The sequence below is a fragment of the Demequina sediminis genome, from assembly GCF_039545075.1.
Classification (GTDB): Bacteria; Actinomycetota; Actinomycetes; order Actinomycetales; family Demequinaceae; genus Demequina; species Demequina sediminis.
Genome location: NZ_BAABRR010000002.1, coordinates 51,300 through 67,296 on the forward strand (window position 1 = coordinate 51,300; position 15,997 = coordinate 67,296).

17 protein-coding genes are annotated in these 15,997 nt (G+C 71.0%); 3 read left to right on the forward strand and 14 right to left on the reverse strand.

Features of this window, described 5'->3' with window-relative positions; all coding sequences use genetic code 11:
* Nucleotides 1-41: 41 nt before the first annotated feature.
* Genes ABEA62_RS02220 through sigE form a run of 4 tightly spaced genes read right to left on the reverse strand, consistent with a single transcriptional unit; the run spans nucleotide 42 to nucleotide 3,193 of the window.
* A complete protein-coding gene (locus ABEA62_RS02220) occupies nucleotides 42-365 on the reverse strand; it encodes a twin-arginine translocase TatA/TatE family subunit (RefSeq protein ID WP_345378352.1) in 324 nt (107 codons plus the stop codon).
* Nucleotides 366-370: 5 nt separating this feature from the next.
* Nucleotides 371-1,747 carry a S1C family serine protease gene (locus ABEA62_RS02225; protein ID WP_345378354.1) on the reverse strand — a complete coding sequence of 459 codons (1,377 nt, stop codon included), beginning with the start codon at nucleotides 1,745-1,747 and terminating at the stop codon, nucleotides 371-373.
* A gap of 19 nt (nucleotides 1,748-1,766) precedes the next feature.
* On the reverse strand, nucleotides 1,767-2,609 hold the full coding sequence (locus tag ABEA62_RS02230) for an anti-sigma factor family protein (protein WP_286213917.1): 843 nt from the start codon (nucleotides 2,607-2,609) through the stop codon (nucleotides 1,767-1,769).
* On the reverse strand, nucleotides 2,606-3,193 hold the full coding sequence (gene sigE, locus ABEA62_RS02235) for an RNA polymerase sigma factor SigE (protein ID WP_425557946.1): 588 nt from the start codon (nucleotides 3,191-3,193) through the stop codon (nucleotides 2,606-2,608). Before sigE ends, ABEA62_RS02230 begins: the two co-directional genes overlap by 4 nt.
* A 117-nt stretch (nucleotides 3,194-3,310) precedes the next feature.
* On the opposite strand from sigE, the gene ABEA62_RS02240 reads away from it, so the two are divergent.
* Nucleotides 3,311-3,940 (forward strand): O-methyltransferase, encoded by a 630-nt coding sequence (locus tag ABEA62_RS02240; RefSeq protein ID WP_286213919.1) that lies wholly within the window; start codon nucleotides 3,311-3,313, stop codon nucleotides 3,938-3,940.
* A 3-nt stretch (nucleotides 3,941-3,943) separates the two neighbouring features.
* On the opposite strand, the gene ABEA62_RS02245 is transcribed toward ABEA62_RS02240, so the two are convergent.
* The 3 genes from ABEA62_RS02245 to dapE form a co-directional block, all read right to left on the reverse strand.
* Nucleotides 3,944-4,117, reverse strand: a complete 174-nt coding sequence (locus tag ABEA62_RS02245) for a DUF3117 domain-containing protein (protein WP_286213920.1) — start codon at nucleotides 4,115-4,117, stop codon at nucleotides 3,944-3,946.
* Between the two features lie 94 nt (nucleotides 4,118-4,211).
* Nucleotides 4,212-4,940 carry an LOG family protein gene (locus ABEA62_RS02250; protein WP_286213923.1) on the reverse strand — a complete coding sequence of 243 codons (729 nt, stop codon included), beginning with the start codon at nucleotides 4,938-4,940 and terminating at the stop codon, nucleotides 4,212-4,214.
* Nucleotides 4,941-4,949: 9 nt separating this feature from the next.
* Nucleotides 4,950-6,041, reverse strand: a complete 1,092-nt coding sequence (gene dapE / locus ABEA62_RS02255) for a succinyl-diaminopimelate desuccinylase (RefSeq protein ID WP_286213924.1) — start codon at nucleotides 6,039-6,041, stop codon at nucleotides 4,950-4,952.
* A 30-nt stretch (nucleotides 6,042-6,071) separates the two neighbouring features.
* On the opposite strand from dapE, the gene dapD reads away from it, so the two are divergent.
* Together dapD and ABEA62_RS02265 are read left to right on the forward strand one after the other, a co-directional pair.
* The gene (gene dapD / locus ABEA62_RS02260; protein ID WP_286213926.1) at nucleotides 6,072-7,019 is read left to right on the forward strand and encodes a 2,3,4,5-tetrahydropyridine-2,6-dicarboxylate N-succinyltransferase; all 948 of its coding nucleotides are present in this window, start codon (nucleotides 6,072-6,074) and stop codon (nucleotides 7,017-7,019) included.
* Between the two features lies 1 nt (nucleotide 7,020).
* The gene (locus tag ABEA62_RS02265) at nucleotides 7,021-7,911 is read left to right on the forward strand and encodes a hypothetical protein (protein ID WP_286213928.1); all 891 of its coding nucleotides are present in this window, start codon (nucleotides 7,021-7,023) and stop codon (nucleotides 7,909-7,911) included.
* Here ABEA62_RS02265 and ABEA62_RS02270 read toward each other — a convergent pair.
* From ABEA62_RS02270 to ABEA62_RS02300, 7 genes are all read right to left on the reverse strand, one after another.
* On the reverse strand, nucleotides 7,884-9,176 hold the full coding sequence (locus ABEA62_RS02270; RefSeq protein ID WP_345378360.1) for a citrate synthase: 1,293 nt from the start codon (nucleotides 9,174-9,176) through the stop codon (nucleotides 7,884-7,886). The two genes, ABEA62_RS02265 and ABEA62_RS02270, sit on opposite strands and share 28 nt — an antisense overlap.
* A 51-nt stretch (nucleotides 9,177-9,227) precedes the next feature.
* Nucleotides 9,228-10,337, reverse strand: a complete 1,110-nt coding sequence (dapC, locus tag ABEA62_RS02275; RefSeq protein WP_345378362.1) for a succinyldiaminopimelate transaminase — start codon at nucleotides 10,335-10,337, stop codon at nucleotides 9,228-9,230.
* Between the two features lie 9 nt (nucleotides 10,338-10,346).
* The gene (fdxA, locus tag ABEA62_RS02280; RefSeq protein WP_042215085.1) at nucleotides 10,347-10,667 is read right to left on the reverse strand and encodes a ferredoxin; all 321 of its coding nucleotides are present in this window, start codon (nucleotides 10,665-10,667) and stop codon (nucleotides 10,347-10,349) included.
* A gap of 112 nt (nucleotides 10,668-10,779) precedes the next feature.
* The gene (locus tag ABEA62_RS02285) at nucleotides 10,780-12,597 is read right to left on the reverse strand and encodes a VanW family protein (protein ID WP_345378371.1); all 1,818 of its coding nucleotides are present in this window, start codon (nucleotides 12,595-12,597) and stop codon (nucleotides 10,780-10,782) included.
* A gap of 2 nt (nucleotides 12,598-12,599) precedes the next feature.
* Nucleotides 12,600-12,953, reverse strand: a complete 354-nt coding sequence (locus ABEA62_RS02290) for a hypothetical protein (protein WP_286213934.1) — start codon at nucleotides 12,951-12,953, stop codon at nucleotides 12,600-12,602.
* 22 nt (nucleotides 12,954-12,975) lie between these two features.
* On the reverse strand, nucleotides 12,976-14,877 hold the full coding sequence (gene typA / locus ABEA62_RS02295; protein ID WP_345378373.1) for a translational GTPase TypA: 1,902 nt from the start codon (nucleotides 14,875-14,877) through the stop codon (nucleotides 12,976-12,978).
* Nucleotides 14,878-14,980: 103 nt separating this feature from the next.
* Nucleotides 14,981-15,994, reverse strand: coding sequence for an EamA family transporter (locus tag ABEA62_RS02300; protein WP_345378375.1), 1,014 nt, complete (start codon nucleotides 15,992-15,994; stop codon nucleotides 14,981-14,983).
* Between the last annotated feature and the right edge of the window lie 3 nt (nucleotides 15,995-15,997).

Here is a 15,997-nt window from a genome sequence, read left to right on the forward strand (position 1 = left end):
GCCACCCGGCCCCGGCATCGTCCCGGGGGACGGGACGATGCCTAGGTGGCGTCGGAATCGAACGGCGCCTTGCCGGGGGGCGGGGGTAGAGGGCGCGGAGCCGCCGCCCTGGGCGGCGGCGACGGCTCGGCGAGCGCATCACGGACGATCCGGCGGGGGTCGTACTGGCGCGGGTCGAGCTGAGACCAGTCGACCTCGTCACCCACCTCCTGCTTGAGGGTCGCCTTGCCCGACTGCACGAGGTCGCGGCCCTTGATCACGAGGTTGCGCAACTGGCGCGCGTACTCCGGCATCCGCTCGGGCCCGACCACGAGGATCGCGACCAGCACGAGGATGAGGAGTTCCCCGCCGTTGATGTCCAGCATGCGCCCTATTCTGACGGGTCGGGGAGCATGCCGCCATCACCGTCGGGGCCGGACTGCTCGGGCGCCGACTCCTCGGGCTCACCCGAGTCGCCGTACGAGACCTCGGTGTTGGCCACGAGGGTCACGGTGATGTCCTGTTCGGACTCGCCGCGACGGACCGTGAGGACCACGTCCTCGTCGGGGGCCTTCGCGCGGATCGCGACCACGAGCTCGTCGCTGCGCGTGATGGGGCGACCGTCGATCGCGGTGATGACGTCTCCCGACTCGATGCCAGCGAGGTCGGCGGGACCACCCGACGCGACGCCGCCCTCGTCGGCGACCTTGACGCCCTCTCCCGTGTACGTGCCGTCGAGCACGACACCCACCACGGGGTAGGTCGCGGTGCCGGTCGCGATGATCTCCTCGGCGGTGCGTCGCGCCTGGTTCGACGGGATCGCGAAGCCGAGCCCGACCGAGCCGGACTGGCTGGCGGAGCTGCCGAGCGAAGCGATGGCCGAGTTGATGCCGATGACCTCGCCGCGCGCATTGAGCAGCGGCCCGCCCGAGTTGCCGGGGTTGATCGCCGCGTCCGTCTGGATCGCGTCGATGAACGCGGTGGACTCGGTGTCACCCGCCGTCACGGGCCGGTGGAGTGCGGACACGATTCCCGTGGTCACGGTGGCCTCGAGACCGAGGGGGGATCCGACGGCGATGACGTCGTCACCCACGACCATGGCGTCGGAGTCGCCGAGAACGAGCGGCGTGAGGCCGGTCGCGTCGATCTTGACCACGGCGAGGTCGTAGTCGGCGGTCGCGCCGACGATCTCACCCTCGTACTCGGTGCCGTCGCTCATCACGACCGTCACGGTGTCGCCGTCGGAGCCCGACACGACGTGGTTGTTGGTGAGGATGTAGCCGTCCTCGCGAATGATGAAGCCCGATCCCTCACCGGCGACCTGGCCGCCCTGAAGGTTCTCGATCGACACCACCGAGGGCAGCACCGAGGCGGCAACCGAGGCGACCGTGGTGGAGTCCGTGCTCGAGATCGTCGAGTTGCCCGACTGCGGCAGCGTGGCAGCGGCGCCGGAGGACGCGGAGGAGGGGCCGAACTCGTCGTAGGCCCATGCGCCGCCGAAGCCGGCGCCCGCGCCAAGCACGAGAGAGCCCGCGACGATCGCGGCGACCGTCGAGCGGCGCAGCCGCGCGGGGCGGGTCGCCGGGGACTGCGGAAACGCGGCCGGCTCGGCGGGGGGCACCGCGGGCGGGAAGAAGGAGGCGCCGGGCGCGGCGGACGGCAGCTCGACCGTGTCGTGGGTCGGCCGCGAGAGGTCGGTGGTCGTGGCAGGCGCCTCGGGAGTCGAGGCCGTCAGGTCGCGCGGAGGCGCGAAGGGGTTGTCATTCATGCGTGGGGATCCCTTGCGGCTAGTGGCCGGTCAGCGCGTCGGCGAAGACGCCCATGCCGGCCATGACTTGGTCGACGAACCCTGGCTCGTCGTCCTGCGGGAACGCGGCCGCCACCTCTTCAAGAGTGCCCTGTGCGCAGTCGCACGACAGGGCCACCACGATCTCGCCCGCCTGCCAGACGATTCGTGACGGCGAGGTGCCGATCACGTAGGCGTCGACGCCCTCGACATCGGCCAGCGGCAGGTCAGCCACGAGCTCGGGCGAGAGGCGTCCCTGCTGCTCGAGGACGAGCACCGGCACGGAGCCGTTCAGCAGGGTGGCGACGAGCACGGGAGAGCCATTGGGCACCTCCTTGAGCGCCGCCTCGACCGGTTCGAATCCACTCGACTGCCAATCCGGGTGGATCCATGCGCCCAGCTCGTCCCCGGAGCGCATGCTCCGGGAATCGATGCGGGCGACACTGAGGACGCCGTCCTCCGACGATGCCGTGAGGCCCGGGTCGACGTCGTCGGGCTCGCCCGCGACGTACGCCGCCCCCACGAGCGCCGCGAGCACGATCACGACGGACAGCGTGAGGACCACGGGACGGCGGTCGCGTCCGCGGGCCGCGCGCGCGTGGCGCGGGCTCTCGTGCTGAGCGATCTGCGCGATCCGGTCGCGGTCCAGCAGGCTGCGGGCGAAGGACATGTCGATTCCGGCGTCCGACGAGTTCAGGGCCTCACGCGCGAGGCGAAGGTCGTCCCAGCGCGCGGAGCACTCGGCGCACTCCTCGAGGTGAGCCATCGCCTCGGCCGCGGCATCCCTCGGGAGTCGGTTGTCGAGCAGATCGTGGATCCGCTCCCCCAGGTGCCGTCCGCTCACACGCCACCTCGCATCGGGGCGCGGTGAGCGAGCGACTCACGGAGCCGGGCGCGGGCGCGGGACAGGCGCGAGCGCACCGTGCCCATCTTGATGCCGAGCGTCGCCGCGATCTCCTCGTACGAGAGCCCCTCGATGTCCGCGAGCACCACGGCGGCACGGTACTCCGGCGGGAGGTCCGCGAGCGCGGCGATGATGTCGTCGCCGAGGTTCGACATGTCGAAGGCGTCTTCGGGCTGGCCGGAACGCTCGTGGCGGTCGAAGCTGTCCGAGGTCGCGACCGCGGAGTCGTCGTCGGCCATGAAGTCGAAGCGGATGCGCTTCTTGCGGCGCATGCGGTCGAGGAACAGGTTGGTCGTGATGCGGTGCAGCCAGCCCTCGAACGTGCCCGGCTTGTACTGCGAGAGCGAGTTAAAGACGCGCACGAACACGTCCTGCGTGAGGTCCTCGGCATCGTGCTGGTTGCCCGTGAGGTGATACGCGAGGCGGTAGACGCGGGCCGAGTGGTCCTCGACGATGCGCTCCCACGTGAGTTCGGGCGCGGCGGCAGGAGCGATCGTGGCCTCCAGTGCGGCGGTCTCGGTCATCGTGCGCTCCCCTCGTGCATCACATCGTGTCAACGGGTCCTGATGCGTCCATGTTCCCATGCGGTCCTGAGAGTTCCCTGAGAGGGACCGATACGCTGGGCTTCACAAGGAGGCGTGATGAGCACCGAAGCAGCGAACTGGGCCTACGCGGAGGACTTCGTCGAGGAGGACCGCGTGATCCTCGCGGCACGCGACGTCGCCGACCAGCTGGGATGCGTGCCGGTTCTCCCGGGCGCGGCCCGCGCGATCGAGGTCCTGGCGAGGACGATGCGCGCGAGCTCCGCGGTCGAGATCGGCACCGGCGCGGGGGTGTCGCTTACGTATCTGCTGCGCGGGATGGGCCCGAGCGGCGTCGTGACGACCATCGACGTCGAGCCCGAGCACCACCGCGCGGCGCGGCAGACCATCGCCGCCGGCGGATTCGCGCCCGAGCGCGCCCGCATGATCACGGGCCGCGCCCTCGACGTGCTGCCGCGCCTCACGGACGGCGGCTACGACATCGTCCTCATCGACGCGCGCAAGTCGGAGTACCCCGCGTACCTCGAGCACGCGATGCGGCTGTTGCGCTCGGGCGGCCTGCTTCTCATCGACAACGCGCTGTGGCATGGGCGTGTGCCCGACCCCGCTCAGCGGGATAAGGACACGACCGCGGTGAGGGAGACCCTCAAGGCAGTGCGAGAGGACGAGCGGCTCACGGTGGCGCTGCTGCCCTCGGGAGACGGCCTCCTCGCGGCCGTCAAGGAGTGACGGCTAGGACTGCGGGAGCGCGGCGTGGAGCGCGTCGCCGAGCTGCTTGACCTCGTCGGCCGTGATCTCGACCACGAGACGGCCTCCGCCCTCGAGCGGGACTCGCATCACGTAACTGCGACCCTCCTTCACGACCTCCATGGGGCCGTCGCCGGTGCGGGGCTTCATTGCAGCCATCGTGTGGTTCTCCTCGGGTGCGTCACGCGCCGCGAAGCACGGCGTTACGCTCGATTCTACTGCGCGCGGCAGACCGTGCCCAAATCACCCGCGCCTAGCCGTCCTCACGGGTGAGCGCGACCATGCGCGCCACGGCCTCGTCCGGATCGTCGGTGACGGACACCAACTCGAGGTCGGTGGGAGAGATCTTGCCGTCGGCCGCGAGCGTGTCACGCATCCAGTCGAGCAGGCCGCCCCAGTAGGACGTGCCGACCAGCACGATCGGGAACCGGCGCACCGTGCGGGTCTGGACCAGGGTGAGGCACTCGAAGAGCTCGTCGAGGGTGCCGTATCCGCCCGGCAGTGCGATGAATCCCTGGGCGTACTTCACGAACATGGTCTTGCGCGCGAAGAAGTAGCGGAAGTTGATGCCCAGGTTGACGTGCTCGTTGACGCCCTGTTCGAAGGGGAGCTCGATACCGAGCCCCACGGAGGTGCCGCCCGCCTCGGAGGCGCCCTTGTTCGCGGCCTCCATGCAGCCGGGGCCGCCGCCCGTGATGACGGCGTAGCCCTCCTCGACCAGGCGCCTGCCCACCTCGACGCCCGCCTCGTACTCCCACGAGCCGGGGGCGGACCGCGCGGAGCCGAACACGGTGATCGCGGGACCGAGCTCCGCGAGCGCGCCGAAGCCCTCGACGAACTCCGACTGGATGCGTAGCACGCGCCACGGGTCGTCATGCAGCCAGTCGGGACGATGCTGCCCGTCAAGCAGGCGCTCAGAGGTGGAGGTGGTGGGCACGTTGCGGCCGCGCAACAGGACGGGGCCCTTGCGGTACTCCTTCATGGTTCCTCCTCAGGACGTAAGCCAGGCCTCGAGACCGGCGCGGCACTGGTGGATCTCGATGACGGGACAGCGCTCGTCGTCGGCGTGGGCAAGTTCGGGGTCGCCCGGCCCGTAGTTGACCGCGGGGATCCCCAGCTCCCCGAACCGCGCGACGTCGGTCCACCCCTGCTTCGCGCGCGGAGCGGCGACACCCGTGCGCGCGACCGACTCGGCGAAGGACGCCGCGAGCGGCGCGTCGAGTCCGGGCCGCGCGGCGCCCGACAGGTCCGTGTAGACCAGGTCGTAGCCGTCGATGCCAGAGGAGGCGACGAGCGCCTCGAGGCGCGACTGTGCCTCCGCGAGCGTCCAGCGGGGAGCGAATCGATAGTTGAGCGTCACGATGCATTCGTCGGGGATGACGTTGCCCGCGATGCCGCCGGAGATGCGCACCGCGTTGACGCCCTCGCGATAGTCGAGCCCGTCGACGGTGAAGGTCTCGGGCTCGTGCTCCGCGAGCACGGCGAGCAGCGGCGCGGCGCGGTGCACCGCGTTGAGTCCCTTCCACGCCCGCGCACTGTGCGCGGCCTTGCCGTGGACGCGAACCTCGGCGCGCATCGTCCCGTTGCAGCCGCCCTCGATGACGCCCTGCGTGGGCTCGCACAGCACCGCGAAGTCGCCCGCGACCAGGTCGGGGCGCTCGCGGGCGATCCGGCCCAGCCCATTGCGGTCGGCCTCGACCTCCTCCTGGTCGTAGAAGACCCACGTGATGTCGCGCGTCGGCGCCGTGAGCGCGGCCGCGAGCGACAGCTGCACCGCGACCCCCGCCTTCATGTCGACCGCCCCGCGCCCCACGAGGTCGCCGTCGGCGGACCACTCGGAGGGCACGTTGCCCTTGATCGGCACGGTGTCAAGGTGGCCGGCGATCACCACGCGCTCGGGGCGACCCAGGTGAGTGCGCGCGACGATCGCGTTGCCCAGGCGGGTGACCTCGAGATGAACGAGGGGCGTGAGCGCGGCCTCGACGGCGTCGGCGATCCTGTCCTCGTTGCCCGAGACCGAGGGGATGTCGACGAGCGCCTTGGCCAGCAGCTCGACGGGGACGGCAAGGTCCAGGTGCGTCATGCGGTCAGCCTATCCACGTAATCTTGACGCATGACACGACCCGCCTTCGGATTCGGCCTCGCGACCATCGACGCCCAGGGAGTCGTCCTCGACACCTGGTACCCCGCGCCCGCACTGGGAGAGCCCAAGGTGCGCGCGGAGGCCTCGGCCCAGCTCAAGGCGGCCGAGCGCACCGACGACCTCCGCGACGTCCAGATTCGCGTCGTGCGCACCGTGATCGACCTCGACGAGCCGCCCGCCACGGTCGAGGATGCGTATCTGCGTCTCCACCTCCTGAGCCACCGCCTCGTGAGGCCGCACGGACTCAACCTCGACGGCATCTTCGGCGTGCTCACCAACGTGGTGTGGACGTCGGACGGCCCGTGCGCGATCGACGGCTTCGAGCAGGTGCGGCTGCGCTACCGTGCGTTCGGCCGCCCGCTCACGGTGTACGGCATCGACAAGTTCCCGCGCCTGGTCGACTACGTCGTGCCGTCCGGCGTGCGCATCGCCGACGCCGACCGCGTCCGCCTGGGAGCCCACCTGGCCGAGGGCACGACCGTCATGCACGAGGGATTCGTCAACTTCAACGCGGGCACGCTGGGCCACTCGATGGTCGAGGGCCGCATCTCCGCGGGCGTCGTGGTGGGCGACGGCTCCGACGTGGGCGGAGGCGCCTCGATCATGGGCACGCTCTCCGGCGGGGGCAAGGAGATCATCTCGATCGGCGAGCGCTCCCTGCTGGGCGCCAACTCGGGCCTGGGGATCCCCCTCGGCGACGACTGCATCGTCGAGGCGGGCCTGTATGTCACCGCGGGCTCGAAGGTGCTGCTCGTGGGCCAGAGCGACGACGACGGCAACCCGCTCGTGGTGAAGGCCCGCGACCTCGCGGGCCGCGACGGAATCCTGTTCCGCCGCAACTCCCTGTCCGGCGCGCTCGAGGCCGTGCAGCGCCAGGGCAAGGGCGTCGAGCTCAACGCCGCGCTGCACGCGAACTGACGTGGCATCGCGGCGCACCGCCGCCGCGGTGACCCTGCTCCTCCTCGCGACGGGCGGCGCGGTCTACGGCTCGTACCTGTGGAGTGAGAGCGCGCCGACTCCCCCACCGGGTGAGCAGTGCACGGTCGCGCTGGGCGAGTCGACGGACACGCTGAGCGCCGAGCAGGCCGCGAACGCCGCGCTCATCGCCGCGGCCTCGGCGCGCCTTGAGATGCCCGCGCGCGCCGCGACCATCGGCATCGCGACGGCCCTGCAGGAGTCTTCGCTGCGCAACATCGACCACGGCGACCGCGACTCGCTCGGCCTCTTCCAGCAGCGTCCGTCGCAGGGGTGGGGAACCGTCGAGGAGATCCTCGATCCGTACTACTCGACGGACACGTTCTACGCGGCGCTCGCGAAGGTCGACGGCTGGCAGGACATGGAGGTCACGGTCGCCGCGCAGACGGTGCAGAGGTCGGGCTTCCCCGACGCGTACGCGACGCGAGAGGCGTCCGCGCGGCTGTGGGCCTCGGCGCTGCGCGGTCACTCGGGGGTGCTCGCCGTGACGTGCGACGTGTCGGCTGGAGGCGGCACGACGGCGCAGGACTTCGCCGCGCGCATCGACCGCGACTTCGGGGCGGGCGCCTACGCGGTCGAGGTGGCCTCCGCGACGAGCGAGGCGATCTGGCTCTCCGTGTCGGGGGCGGACGCGACGGCGAACGACGCCTTCGCGGCATGGGCGGTCGCGGTGGCCCGCGAGGAATCCGTCGCGGCGGTCGCGGTGGACGATGCCGGCTGGCAGCAGGGCGAGGGACTCACCACTGTCGAGGTGCCCCGGCCGGGCGAGGGGGTGGCCGTGAGGCTCACGCCCCTGGCCGGCGAGGCTCAGTCCCTCTCGGACAGCGGCACGTAGGACCGCTCGACCTCGCCCGTGTAGATCTGGCGGGGGCGGCCGATCTTGGTGCGAGGGTCGTTCAGCATCTCCCTGTAGTGCGCGATCCAGCCCGGCATCCGGCCGAGCGCGAAGAGCGGCGTGAACATCGGCGTGGGGAAGCCCATCGCCGAGTACAGCAGCCCCGTGTAGAAGTCCACGTTGGGGTAGAGCTTGCGCTCGATGAAGTACTCGTCGGACAGCGCGATCTCCTCGAGCCGCTGCGCCATCTGGAATGTCTCGTCGCTTCCGCCCAGGTCGGAGAGGAGCTTGTCGGCGACCTTCTTCACGACCGCCCCGCGCGGGTCGTACGACTTGTAGACGCGGTGGCCGAAGCCCATCAGGCGCGCGCCCTCCGCCTTGTCCTTGACCTTCGCCACGAACTGCTCGACGGTGTCGCCCGACTCCTTGATCTGGTCGAACATGCGCAGCGCGGCCTCGTTCGCGCCGCCGTGCAACGGGCCCGACAGGGCGCCGATTCCCGCCGCGACCGAGGCGTAGATGTTCGCGTGGGACGAGCCGACGATCCGCACCGTCGACGTCGAGCAGTTCTGCTCGTGGTCGGCGTGCAGGATGAGCAGCAGGTCTACCGCGCGGCGCACCGCGGGATCCATGTCGATGTCGCCCGACTGCGGGGCGAAGGCGATCCTCAGGAACTCGTCGACGTAGTGACCGCCGCGGCGGGGCTCGATGAGCTCTCCCCCGCTCGCCCGGCGTTGCAGGTACGCGATCACGGTCGCGGTCTTGGCGAGCAGCAGCACGGTCGCGAGCTCGATCTGCTCGGGCGACCGGCCCACGGACTCGGGGTAGAAGGTGCTGAGCGCGGAGATCGCCCCCGACAGCACGGCCATCGGGTGGGCGTCGCGCGGGAAGGCCCCCAGGAACGCCTTGATGCCCTCGTGCACGTGCATGTGGCGCGACACGCGGTTGTTGAGGGCGGTGAGCTGGTCCTCGCTGGGCAGCTCTCCGTGGATGAGGAGGTAGGCGACCTCGAGGAACGTCGAGCTCTCGGCGAGCTGCTCGATCGGGTAGCCGCGGTAGCGCAGGATCCCCTCATCGCCGTCGATGTAGGTGATCGAGCTCTCACACGAGGCGGTGTTCATGAAGCCGGGGTCGACCGTCACCAGGCCGGTGTCGCGCAGCAGCGTGGCGACGGACACGCCATCGTTGCCGATCGTCGCGCGCTCCAGCGGGAGTTCGCGCGTGACGCCATCGATGGTCAGCCTTGCGTCCACCACTTGTGCCATGTTCTCCCCTTCGAAACCCATGCGCCGGTACCCCAATGCTTGAGCGCCGGTTTACTCGCGTTTTGCGAGCCTACTAGATGCGGCAGAGACTTCCCTCTCGCCCGCCGTGAGCGCGATCCGCACGTGACGGCGTGCCGCCTCACCGTAGAACGCTCCCGGCGCGGCCAGGATGCCCGCCTCGGCGAGCATGCCGAGGGTGTCCCAGCAGTCCTCGCCCCTCGTGGCCCACAGATACAGTCCGGCGTTCGAGTGCTCGACGCGGAAGCCCGCCGCCTCGACGGCGGGCAGCAGCATGTCGCGACGCGCGCGGTAGCGCGCCTTCTGCTCGGCCACGTGGGAGTCGTCGGCCAGCGCGGCGACCATCGCGGCCTGCACCGGCGCGGGCACGATCAGCCCGGCGTGCTTGCGCACCTCGAGCAGCGCCGCGATCACGGCGGGATCGCCCGCGACGAAGGCGGCGCGGTAGCCCGCGAGATTGGACTGCTTCGACAGCGAGTAGACGGCAAGGACGCCCTCATGGCTGTCTCCGCACACGCGCGGGTCGAGGATCGACGGCACAGGGTCGTCCGTCCACGACAGCTCGGCGTAGCACTCGTCCGAGGCCACGATCGCGCCGATCTCGCGGGCCGCGGCGACCACCGCCGCGAGATCGCTCGCTCCGGTCACCGCGCCCGTGGGATTCGACGGGGAGTTCACCCACACGAAACGCACCGCGGGGTTGCCGCGCCACTGCTCGACGTCATCGGTCGCGAGCGGCGTCGCGCCCGCCAGGCGCGCCCCGACGTCGTACGTGGGGTAGGCCGCCCGCGGATGCACCACGACGTCGCCGGCCCCCAGCCCCAGGTACGCGGGCAGCGTCGCGACCAGCTCCTTCGAGCCGATGGTCGGCAGCACCGCGGCGGGGTCGACGTGCGGCGCCGAGCGCCTCCGTGCGAACCATGCCGCGACGGCCTCTCGCAGCGCGAGCGTGCCGTGCGTGGTCGGATAGCCGGGTGAGTCGGCCGCCGCCGCGAGCGCCTCCCTGATCACGGCAGGCGTGGGATCGACGGGCGTGCCGACGGAGAGGTCGACAAGCCCGCCGGGATGCGCCGCCGCGCGAGCGCGGTACGGCGCGAGGGAATCCCAGGGAAAGTCGGGCAGCGAGCGAGGGCTGAGCCCCATGCGCCCGGGTCAGCCGTTCTGAGGTGCCAGCGACTTGATGAGGTCGTGGTCGTGCTCGATCAGACCCATCTTCGCGGCGCCGCCCGGCGAGCCGATCTCGGAGAAGAACTCGACGTTGGCGTTGTAGTACTCCGCCCACTTGTCGGGCACGTCGTCCTCGTAGTAGATGGCCTCGACGGGGCACACCGGCTCACACGCACCGCAGTCCACACACTCATCCGGGTGGATGTAGAGCATGCGCTCACCCTCGTAGATGCAGTCGACCGGACACTCGTCGATGCATGCCTTGTCCTTGACGTCGACACACGGCAGGGCGATGACGTAGGTCACTGCGCCTCCTCCATCCAGGGGCTTGCGGGAACGCCGTCATCATACCGCCGTCGGAGCGCCCGTCGGACGCGAGGGAGGGCGCGCGCGCCCGCTCCCGGCCGCATCGTCCCCGCTACGTGCACGTGACTCCGTTGTTGGGCTTGTACGTCCACGTGAGCGACTCCGTGTCCACCAGCGCGCCGTCCAGGAACACCTTGCGCGTGTTCGTGATGGTGAAGCCGTCCGCGCCGATCGGCGTGTCGATGCAGCCCTCGTGGTCGGATTCGACCATCACTGCCGGCGTGACGTTGCTGCGGCCCGAGGCCGAGGTCTCGACCGTGAAGTGGGGCGTCGACCACACGTCGACGTGCAGGCGCCCCTCGTGCACATACGAGTTGAGCGTCAGCGCGTACGGGGTGTTGTTGCGGAACTTGACGTCGATCGCGCCCACGTAGATGGTCGCCTCGCGGCCGGCGGGATAGCGGGAGAAGTACTTGGAGTGAGGACGATGCTCGACGTCCTCGAGCCCCGCGAAGTAGGCGGCGTTGTAGAGGGTCGTGGCCATCTGCGAGAGGCCCCCGCCCAGCGCGTCCGCGAGGAAGCCATCGACGATCACGTGGGCCGGGTAGTACCCGTTGTCGGCCGTGATCGGGCTGAGCGCGTCGAGCAGCGAGAACGTCTCCCCGGGCTTGACGACGGTTCCCGTGACGAGCTCAGCGCCACGCACGAGGTTCTTGGTGCGGATCGTCTCGTTGGTGAGCGGCGTCGAGAACTCGGCGACGCGGTCCGTGAAGTCGCTGACGCCGAGGTCGTCGCTCGTGATGGCCGGCTCGGTGTCGCGGTACGGTAGCTCGCCCGCGCGGTTCGCGCTCTGCGCCGCGGTCGCGACGGCCTCGCCCAGGAGGGCACCGTCGATCGCGCGTCCGGGCTGCGACTGGGTCACCTGGATGCGGTGCGAGGCGTCGAACGAGAACGAGGCCCCCGTGGCCGCGCTGACCAGCGACGGCTCGGCGGATTCGAGCTCGGCCGCGAGGCTCTCGCCGTCGATCGCGAGGGCGAGGCCGCCCTCCTCGACCACGACGGAGCCGTGCCTCGTGAGCTGCTCGGAGGAGACCACCACGTCGCCGTTCGGCCCGGTCATCGCGACGTCCCCCGCGAGCACCTCGGCGTTGAGGACACGCGCAAACTCCTCGGCGTCCGCGGTCGACACGACGGGCTCGCTCGGTGCGGTCACCGCCTGAAACGAGTCGACGGGCCACGCGTCGGCGAGGCCCGCGGAGGTCGCCTCGACGTCGACGGCGACGCCCTCGCTCGAGGGCTCCGCGCTCGCGCCGGTGGATGCGATGCTCACCCCAGCGTCCTGCGCGGGGAGGTCGAGCACCGTCGCCGCCTCCGTGACGGCGTCGGCGAGCGCGTCGCTGTCGACAGACGTGACGGGGTCGATGTCGCGCTGCCCGCCCGTGAAGGCGCGCATCACGGTCAGGGGGTCGAGGCTGAAGCTGAGCAGCGAGTCGACGGTCGCGGCGGCGTCGACCGCGAGGCCAGAGTCCGCGGGCACGATCTCGACCGAGGTGGTTCCCGCCGTCACGGCGACCGGCGCCTCGCCCGCCGCGGCCGCTGCGGGCTCGAGAGCTTCGAGGGCGCCGTCGCGTCCCAGTCCGCCCACGTCGACACCCAGCACGGTGGTCCCCGACGGGATGCGGTCGGCCGCATACGCGGCCGCTCCCACGTAGCCACCCACCGCGAGCACCAGCGCGGCCGCGATGCCCCAGCGCGCCCACCGCCGACGCGGGCGGGGGGCGGCGGTCTCGTCGGACGGCGCGTCGTCGGACGACGCGTTGTCGGATGATGCGTTGTCGGATGATGCGGCCGGGGCATCGTCCTCCGTCAGATACGACGGCAGCGCCTCCTCGACGTCGTCCGCCACCTCATTTGATCGCTTGTCCGCCATGCTCACGCCACCCCCGCCGTGCGTCCCAGGATCCGCCGCGGCACGAGCGCCGCCGCCGCGATAATCGCGACGCCGCCGATCACCCATGCGAGACCGAGCGCGTCCTGCACGATGAGGAACGAGCCGCCCGGGCCCTCGGACGCGAGCACCACCGTGACAGTGGCCCACGCGGCGCCCATCACCGCGAGGCCCGTGAGGCCGCGCCACGCCCGGGAGAACACGCTCGCGGTCGCGACCATCGCGAGGCATGCGATCAGCCCCAGCCACGCGTAGGCGCGGTGTGAACCCGCGCCCACGAAGGCCACGATCGCCCCGAGGAGGGCGATGACGAGCAGGGACCACACGATGCGAGCCATGCCAGTCATGGTAGGTGCGGGATCAGGCGTTCTGGCGCTTCGCGCGCGAGGCGGCGCGCGCCCGCTCGGTCCCGTCGAGGATCACCTTGCGGATGCGGACGTTGAGCGGCGTCACCTCGACGCACTCGTCCTCGCGCGCGAACTCGAGCGACTCCTCGAGAGTGAGGCGGCGCGGAGGCGCCAGGCGCTCGAGCTCCTCGGAGGTGGAGGAGCGAATGTTGTTGAGCTTCTTCTCCTTGGTGATGTTGACGTCCATGTCCTCGTTGCGGCTGTTCTCGCCGACGACCATGCCCTCGTAGGTCTCCTCGGTGGGGCCGACGAAGAACGTGCCGCGGTCCTGCAGCGCCGTGAGGGCGTTGGACGTCACCGCGCCGGCGCGGTCCGCGACCAGCGAGCCGTTGGTGCGGTACTCGATGAGGCCGGCCCACGGCTCGTAGCCGTGAGCGATCGACGAGGCGATGCCCGTGCCGCGCGTGTCCGTGAGGAAGGTCGACCGGAAGCCGATGAGGCCGCGCGCGGGGACGATGAACTCCATGCGCACCCAGCCGGTGCCGTGGTTCGACATCGACTCCATGCGCCCCTTGCGCGACGCGAGGAGCTGCGTGACGGCGCCCAGGTGCTCCTCGGGGACGTCGATGGTCATGTGCTCCATCGGCTCGTGGAGCTTGCCGTCGATCTCCTTGGTGACCACCTGCGGCTTGCCGACCGTGAGCTCGTAGCCCTCGCGACGCATCTGCTCGACCAGGATCGCGAGCGCGAGCTCGCCGCGGCCCTGCACCTCCCACGAGTCGGGACGCTCGGTGGGCAGCACGCGGATCGAGACGTTGCCGATCAGTTCCTTCTCGAGGCGGTCCTTGACCTGACGGGCCGTGACCTTGGCGCCCTTGACGCGGCCGGCGAGCGGCGACGTGTTGATGCCTATCGTCATCGAGATCGCGGGGTCGTCGACCGTGATGAGCGGCAACGGGCGCGGGTCCTCGAGGTCGGTGAGGGTCTCGCCGATCGTGATGTCCTCGATGCCGGCGACGGCGACGATGTCTCCGGGCCCGGCGGACTCCGCGGGCACGCGGTCGAGGCCCTTGGTCTCGAGGAGCTCGGTGATCTTGACCTGCTTGATCGAGCCGTCGGCGCGGGCCCACGCGACCTGCTGGCCCTTGCGCAGCGTGCCGTTGAAGACGCGCAGGAGCGCGAGGCGGCCCAGGAAGGGCGACGCGTCGAGGTTGGTGACGTGGGCCTGGAGGGGGGCGTCCTCGTCGTACGAGGGCGCGGGGATGCGCTCCATGATGACCTGGAACAGCGGCTCGAGGTTCTCGCCGGCGGGCAGGGTGCCGTCGGCGGGCTGCTCGAGGGAGGCGATGCCCGCCTTCGCGGACGCGAAGACCACCGGCACCTCGAGCAGGGCGTCGACGTCGAGGTCGGGGACCTCGTCGTGGAGGTCGGACGCGAGACCGAGCAGCAGGTCGTGGGTCTCGTCGACCACCTCGGAGATGCGCGAGTCGGGACGGTCGACCTTGTTGACGACAATGATGACGGGAAGGTGCGCCGCGAGGGCCTTGCGCATGACGAAGCGGGTCTGGGGCAGCGGCCCCTCGGACGCGTCGACCAGCAGCACCACGCCGTCGACCATGCTGAGGCCGCGCTCGACCTCTCCGCCGAAGTCGGCGTGGCCGGGGGTGTCGATCACGTTGATCGTGACGCCGCCCTCGACGGCCGCGGCTCCGGTGTAGCGGATCGCCGTGTTCTTCGCGAGGATCGTGATGCCCTTTTCGCGCTCGAGGTCTCCCGAGTCCATCGCGCGGTCCTCGACGTGGGCGTGGTCGCCGTAGGCGCCGCCCTGCACAAGCATGGCGTCGACGAGGGTGGTCTTGCCGTGGTCGACGTGGGCGACGATCGCGACATTGCGCAGGTCGGAGCGCAGGGGCATGCGGGAACTCGTTTCCGTGTGAGGGGGAGCCGATCCGACATGGACCGGCCCCTCAGTCTACCGGTCAGCCCGCTGGACCCCCAAGGGCCTCCCGCACGGCGGGCTAGGCCGGCTGCGGCTCCGGCTCCGGCTCGGGCTGCGGCTCGGCGATCTCGGGCAGCTCGATCGGCGCAGGCGTGGCCTCGGCGGCGGGCTCTCCGGCGCGCAACAGCAGCACGCCCACGAGGATGAGTCCCGCGCCCGCGAACTGGATCGGCCCGGGCACCTGACCGAGCAGCACCCACGCGAAGCCGGTGGCGGCAATCACCTCGATGAGCGCGACAAAGCCACCGAGTCGCGCGCCCAGGCGCCGCGTCGCGGCGATGCCGGTGACGTACGCGAGCGCGGCGGTCACCGCACCGAGCAGGAGTGCGGCGCCCCACCACGGCAGAGCGAAGGGCAACAGCTCGACGGTCTCGGCGGTGAAGGACAGCGGCAGGATCCCGCCGAGCCCCGCGAGGCCCAGCACGCCGAGCGCGACCACGAGACCGCCCCAGGCGAGCGTGACGGGCGGCAGCCCGGTCGAGGTGTCGCCCGAGATCACGAAGTAGACGGACGCACCCACCATCGCGAGCAGCGCCCAGCCCACGCCGACGGGGTCGATGTGCGCGCTGCCTCCGAAGACATCGAGCAGCAACGCGAGTCCGCCGACCGCGACGGCGGCGCCCGCAAGCGTAAGGATCCCCGGTCGGCTCCCCTGGCTCACCCAGAGCCAGCCGACGACCACGACGGGCGCCATGTACTCGATCAGCAGTGCCACGCCGACATCGAGGGTGCCGACGGCGAGGAAGTAGAACAGCTGCGCGCCGGCGACGGCAAAGACGCCGTAGGCGACCACGGTCGCGGCGGCGCGGCGCATGAGGCCCCATCGCCCGCGCAGCGCGATGAGCGCGGGAATCGCGAGCACGGCCGCGGCGATCGCGACGCGCACGAGCGTGGCCGCGCCCGCGGTCCACCCCGCGTCGAGGAGGCCGCGCGCGAGCGAGCCGGACAGTCCGAACGAGCACGCGGACACGAGCGCGAAGGCGAGTCCGTTGGCGCGCCGCGTCCGGGCCGCGTCATGAGTCAAAGGCGTCATGGC

Bases quoted from the DNA above. Each gene is read 5' to 3' on its own strand.
- dapE (WP_286213924.1), bottom strand. From the start codon at position 6,041: ATGACGCACCTGGACCTTGCCGTCCCCGTCGAGCTGCTGGCCAAGGCG.
- ABEA62_RS02220 (WP_345378352.1), bottom strand. From the start codon at position 365: ATGCTGGACATCAACGGCGGGGAACTCCTCATCCTCGTGCTGGTCGCG.
- ABEA62_RS02250 (WP_286213923.1), bottom strand. From the start codon at position 4,940: ATGAAGGAGTACCGCAAGGGCCCCGTCCTGTTGCGCGGCCGCAACGTG.
- ABEA62_RS02285 (WP_345378371.1), bottom strand. From the start codon at position 12,597: ATGGCGGACAAGCGATCAAATGAGGTGGCGGACGACGTCGAGGAGGCG.
- ABEA62_RS02270 (WP_345378360.1), bottom strand. From the start codon at position 9,176: ATGGCACAAGTGGTGGACGCAAGGCTGACCATCGATGGCGTCACGCGC.
- ABEA62_RS02300 (WP_345378375.1), bottom strand. From the start codon at position 15,994: ATGACGCCTTTGACTCATGACGCGGCCCGGACGCGGCGCGCCAACGGA.
- ABEA62_RS02245 (WP_286213920.1), bottom strand. From the start codon at position 4,117: ATGGCTGCAATGAAGCCCCGCACCGGCGACGGCCCCATGGAGGTCGTG.
- ABEA62_RS02225 (WP_345378354.1), bottom strand. From the start codon at position 1,747: ATGAATGACAACCCCTTCGCGCCTCCGCGCGACCTGACGGCCTCGACT.
- dapC (WP_345378362.1), bottom strand. From the start codon at position 10,337: ATGGGGCTCAGCCCTCGCTCGCTGCCCGACTTTCCCTGGGATTCCCTC.
- typA (WP_345378373.1), bottom strand. From the start codon at position 14,877: ATGCCCCTGCGCTCCGACCTGCGCAATGTCGCGATCGTCGCCCACGTC.
- sigE (WP_425557946.1), bottom strand. From the start codon at position 3,193: ATGACCGAGACCGCCGCACTGGAGGCCACGATCGCTCCTGCCGCCGCG.
- dapD (WP_286213926.1), top strand. From the start codon at position 6,072: ATGACACGACCCGCCTTCGGATTCGGCCTCGCGACCATCGACGCCCAG.
- ABEA62_RS02240 (WP_286213919.1), top strand. From the start codon at position 3,311: ATGAGCACCGAAGCAGCGAACTGGGCCTACGCGGAGGACTTCGTCGAG.
- ABEA62_RS02290 (WP_286213934.1), bottom strand. From the start codon at position 12,953: ATGGCTCGCATCGTGTGGTCCCTGCTCGTCATCGCCCTCCTCGGGGCG.